Here is a 4,329-nt window from a genome sequence, read left to right on the forward strand (position 1 = left end):
AACGCGTCCGCGAACACCGGGAACACCTCATACAACTCCCGCCCCATCCCCGCACGCTGCGCACCCTGACCCGAGAACAAGAAGGCGACCTTGCCATGGCCCTGCGCGGTGTCGGTGAAGACGTCCGCCGTGACTTCGCCGCGGGCCAACGCCTCGACGGCGGCGGTGAGGTCGGGGAGGCCGGTGCCGAGGACGGCGGCGCGGTAGGGGTGTGCGGTGCGGGTGGTGGCGAGAGACGCGGCGAGATCGTAGAGGTCGGTGTCCGGGTGGGCGGTGAGGTGGTCGGCCAGGCGGCGGGCCTGGGCGCGCAGGGTCTCTTCGTCATGGGCGGACAGGACCACGGGCAGTACCGGAAGGGCCGCTCGCGGCACCGTATCGGTCGCGTCGGCGTCCTCGGCCGAGGGCTGGGGGGCCTGTTCGACGATGACATGGGCATTGGTGCCGGAGACACCGAAGGCGGAGACACCGACACGGCGCGGGTGGTCGGTCTCCGGCCAGTCGTGCGCTTCGGTGAGGAGCCGGACGTGACCGGCGGTCCAGTCGACGTGGGTGGAAGGCCGGTCGGCGTGCAGTGTGGGGGGCAGCACGCCGTGGCGCAGGGCGAGGACGGACTTGATGACGCCGACGACACCGGCGGCGGCCTGGGTGTGGCCGAGGTTGGACTTGGCCGAGCCGAGCAGCAGGGGCCGGTCGGCGGGGCGGCCCTGGCCGTAGGTGGCCAGCAGGGCCTGGGCCTCGATCGGGTCGCCGAGCGCGGTGCCGGTGCCGTGTGCCTCGACGGCGTCGATCTCGGTGGCGGGCACCCCGGCGTTGGCCAGGGCGGCGAGGATGACGCGCTGCTGGGACAGGCCGTTGGGGGCGGTCAGGCCGTTGGAGGCGCCGTCCTGGTTGACGGCGCTGCCGCAGACGACGGCGAGCACGGAGTGGTTGTTGCGGCGGGCGTCGGAGAGACGTTCCACGACGAGGATGCCGGCGCCCTCCGCCCAGCCGGTGCCGTCGGCGTCGTCGGAGAACGCCTTGCAGCGGCCGTCGCCGGCGAGGCCGCCCTGCCGGGCGAACTCCGTGAACGCGCCGGGGCTGGACATCACCGTGACGCCGCCGACGACGGCCAGTGAGCATTCCCCCGAGCGCAGCGACTGGGCCGCCAGGTGGAGGGCGACCAGGGAGGAGGAGCAGGCGGTGTCGACGGTGACGGCGGGCCCCTCCAGGCCGAGGGTGTAGGCGACCCGGCCGGAGAGGACGGACATGGAGTTGCCGGTGAGGAGGTGTCCGCGGACGTCCTCGGGCACCTCGGTCAGTCCGGAGGTGTACCCCTGGTCGCTGCAGCCGACGAAGACTCCTGAGCGGCTGCCGCGCAGGGTGGCCGGGTCGATGCCGGCGTGTTCGAGGGACTCCCAGACCACTTCCAGCAGCAGGCGTTGCTGCGGGTCCATGGCGAGGGCCTCGCGCGGGGAGATACCGAAGAAGGAGGGGTCGAAGCGGTCGGCGTCACGGACGAAGCCGCCCCGGCGGTGGCCGGAGTCGGTGCCGGACGCGGTGGGCCAGCCGCGGTCGGTGGGCCACTCCGTCACCGCGTCGGTACCGGAGACCAGCAGGTCCCAGAAGCCGTCCGGGGTGCGCACATCACCGGGCAGCCGGCAGCTCATGCCGACGATGGCGATGGGCTCCTGCTCGCGGGCCTCCAGCTGCCGCAGCTTGCGGCGCGTGGTGTGGAGATCGACGGTGACCCGCTTGAGGTAGTCCCGAAGCTGCGCTTCATTCGTCATGGACTGCCCCCATTGCTGTTCGGTTCGGTGACGGAACGGGTGGTGCCGCGGGGAGCTCCGGGTGCCGGGCCGAGCCCCTGGGGGGGTCGGCCGGTGGTGATCTCCTCGTGCGGTGGGGACAGCATGACTCGCGCGGTGACCTGATTTCGGCCTGCGGCGACGTTGTTTGGGGAAACCCTTGGAAATCGTCCGCGCTTCGCCATCCGCGCAGGCCGGAGCGTCGACCGTAACGGTGCCGAGTCGCTCTACGGCCCTACGCCCGCTGATAGTTGGGACCGGGGCTGTGGTCGTCGCAGCGCGGCTTGTGAGGCCGGGAGGCCGACCGAAGGGGGCGGCCGGCCCTCGGCCCGGCGATCGGCTGGACGGCAGCGGTACTGCTCGCAGGCTTCCGGCGGTCGGCCCGAAGCTGAAGCGGGCGGAGTCGCCACCCGGTTTCGTCCGTCAGCCGTAGGGCGGTGGAGCACCCCGCGTGAGCACGGTGCACAGGAGCGCGAAGGCGTCGTGCAGGGCGGCCAGCGCCTCGGGGATGCGCCAGGCGAAGCGGTCGCGGCGGCCGACGGTGTTGGAGATGGTGCGGATCTCCAGGAAGGGCGTGCCGTGGCCGGCGGCGGCCTCGGCGGCCCCGAATCCCTCCATCGCCTCGGCGGCGGCGTCGTGGCGTTCCCGCAGGGCGGCGGCGCGTTGGTCGGTGCCGGTGGCGGTGGAGACGGTGAGGACGGGGGCGTGGACGGCACCGAGGCTGCGGGCGACGGCCGCGGCGAGGTGGGGGGCGCAGACGTGCTCGGTGGTGCCGAAGCCGAGGGCGTCGACGGACAGGAACCCGTCGGGCGTGTCGGCGCCCAGGTCGGCGGCGACGACCCGGTCGGCTACGACCACGGAGCCGAGCGCGGCGACAGGCGCGAACCCGCCCGCGATACCGGCGCAGACGACGAGGTCGTACGGTTCGCCGCGGGCGTCCGCCGAGGCGAGCGCGGCCGCGGTGGTGGCCGCCGACGCGGCCGGTCCGACGCCCCCGGCGACGAGGTCGGCGCGGATCGGCCGGTGGCCGAGGCCGTCGCTTCCCGTCGTGACGCGGACGGCGTCCCGTCCCGGTGACGCGGACGGCGGGCAGGTGGCTGCGGGGCCGAGCCCGTGGGCCGCGGCGTCGCGTTCGGCGGCGACCGCGGTGACGACGAGGAGGCGGACGGCGCTCATGAGGAGATCTGGACCTGTCCGTGGTCTCCGATCACGAGGCGGTGGGTGGCGGGCAGCCGGGGCGCGAGGGTGACCTTGACGTTGCGTCCGACGAGGGACGCCTCGACCCGGCGGATGCGGTCGAAGGAGGACTCGCGCAGGACGATGGAGTACTCGATCTCGCTGTGGGTGATCCGGCAGCCCTCGGCGACCGAGGTGGACGGTCCGACGTAGGAGTCGGTGACGACGCTGCCCGCGCCGATGATGGCGGGACCCACGATGCGCGAGCGCCGGACCTGGGCACCGGCCTCGATCCGGACCCGCCCGATGATCTCGCTCTCCTCGTCCACGTCCCCGTCGACGCAGGGCTGGAGGCGTTCCAGGAGGGTGCGGTTGACCTCCAGCATGTCGGTGACGTTCCCGGTGTCCTTCCAGTAGCCGGTGATGACCGTGGAGCGTACGGCCATCCGCTGGTCGATCAGCCACTGCAGGGCGTCGGTGATCTCCAGTTCGCCGCGGGCGGAGGGCCGGATGGCGCGCACGGCATCGTGGACGGCAGGGGAGAAGAGATAGACGCCGGCGACGGCGAGGTCGCTGCGCGGTTGCCGCGGCTTTTCCTCGAGGTCGACGATGTTGCCCTGGTCGTCGGTGACGGCCACGCCGAAGGCGGTGGGGTCGCTGACACGGGTGAGCAGGACCTGTGCGTCACAGGGGCTCTTGCGGAACTCGTCGACGATGTCGCTGATGCCGTCGAGGATGAAGTTGTCGCCGAGGTACATCACGAAGTCGTCGTCGCCCAGGAAGGATTGGGCGATGAGGACGGCGTGGGCGAGTCCGAGGGGTTGGCTCTGCGGGATGTAGGTGACGTCGAGGCCGAAGGCGGAACCGTCGCCGACCGCCGCCTTGATCTCGGCGGCGGTGCTGCCGACGATGACGCCGACTTCGGTGATGCCTGCGGCGGCGATGGATTCCAGGCCGTAGAAGAGGATCGGTTTGTTGGCGACCGGGACCAGCTGCTTGCTGGACGTGTGGGTGATCGGTCGCAGTCGCGTACCGGATCCCCCCGCGAGCACAAGAGCCTTCACTGTTCCATCCAGGTGACAGAGGTGGACGGCCGGTGCGGCTGGGGCGTTCCGGCCGTGTGGAGCGGATCGGCGGGCGTGGCGCGCGCAGTCGGGCCGGCGGGCGCCTGTTGCTTGGCCTTCGGGCGCTTCGGACGAGTCGCGTACCGCGTGCGACTCCGGAGGAGCAGCGCGATCCGGGCGTTCGGTGGCCGAAGGCGGGTGGAGCGTGGTCCGGGGAGTTGCCGGTGCAGGTGCGCCGCGGTCACGGTGTCCGGGCCGGCCAGTTCCCAGAAGGCCGCGACCTCGGGGTCGTTCATCCACCGGGC

4 protein-coding genes are annotated in these 4,329 nt (G+C 72.5%); all 4 read right to left on the minus strand.

Translation table 11 applies throughout. From position 1 onward, the window contains the following. On the minus strand, window positions 1–1,766 hold a 1,766-nt coding region (locus tag AB0N31_RS36195; RefSeq protein ID WP_366062790.1), incomplete at its 3' end, for a type I polyketide synthase. A gap of 441 nt (window positions 1,767–2,207) precedes the next feature. Then, window positions 2,208–2,960: a futalosine hydrolase gene (locus AB0N31_RS36200; protein WP_366062791.1), complete on the minus strand. Its 753-nt coding sequence runs from the start codon at window positions 2,958–2,960 to the stop codon at window positions 2,208–2,210. Next, window positions 2,957–4,024, minus strand: a complete 1,068-nt coding sequence (locus AB0N31_RS36205) for a glucose-1-phosphate thymidylyltransferase (RefSeq protein ID WP_366062792.1) — start codon at window positions 4,022–4,024, stop codon at window positions 2,957–2,959. Before AB0N31_RS36205 ends, AB0N31_RS36200 begins: the two co-directional genes overlap by 4 nt. Continuing rightward, window positions 4,021–4,329: acetyltransferase (locus tag AB0N31_RS36210; protein WP_366062793.1), on the minus strand; the 309-nt coding region annotated here is incomplete at its 5' end. The genes AB0N31_RS36210 and AB0N31_RS36205, both read right to left, overlap by 4 nt.

It is taken from the genome of Streptomyces sp. NPDC051051 (assembly GCF_040682975.1).
Taxonomy (GTDB): Bacteria; Actinomycetota; Actinomycetes; order Streptomycetales; family Streptomycetaceae; genus Streptomyces.

What these genes read in the sequence shown, in the direction of transcription:
- AB0N31_RS36200 (WP_366062791.1), bottom strand. Translation starts at nt 2,960, where the DNA reads ATGAGCGCCGTCCGCCTCCTCGTCGTCACCGCGGTCGCCGCCGAACGC.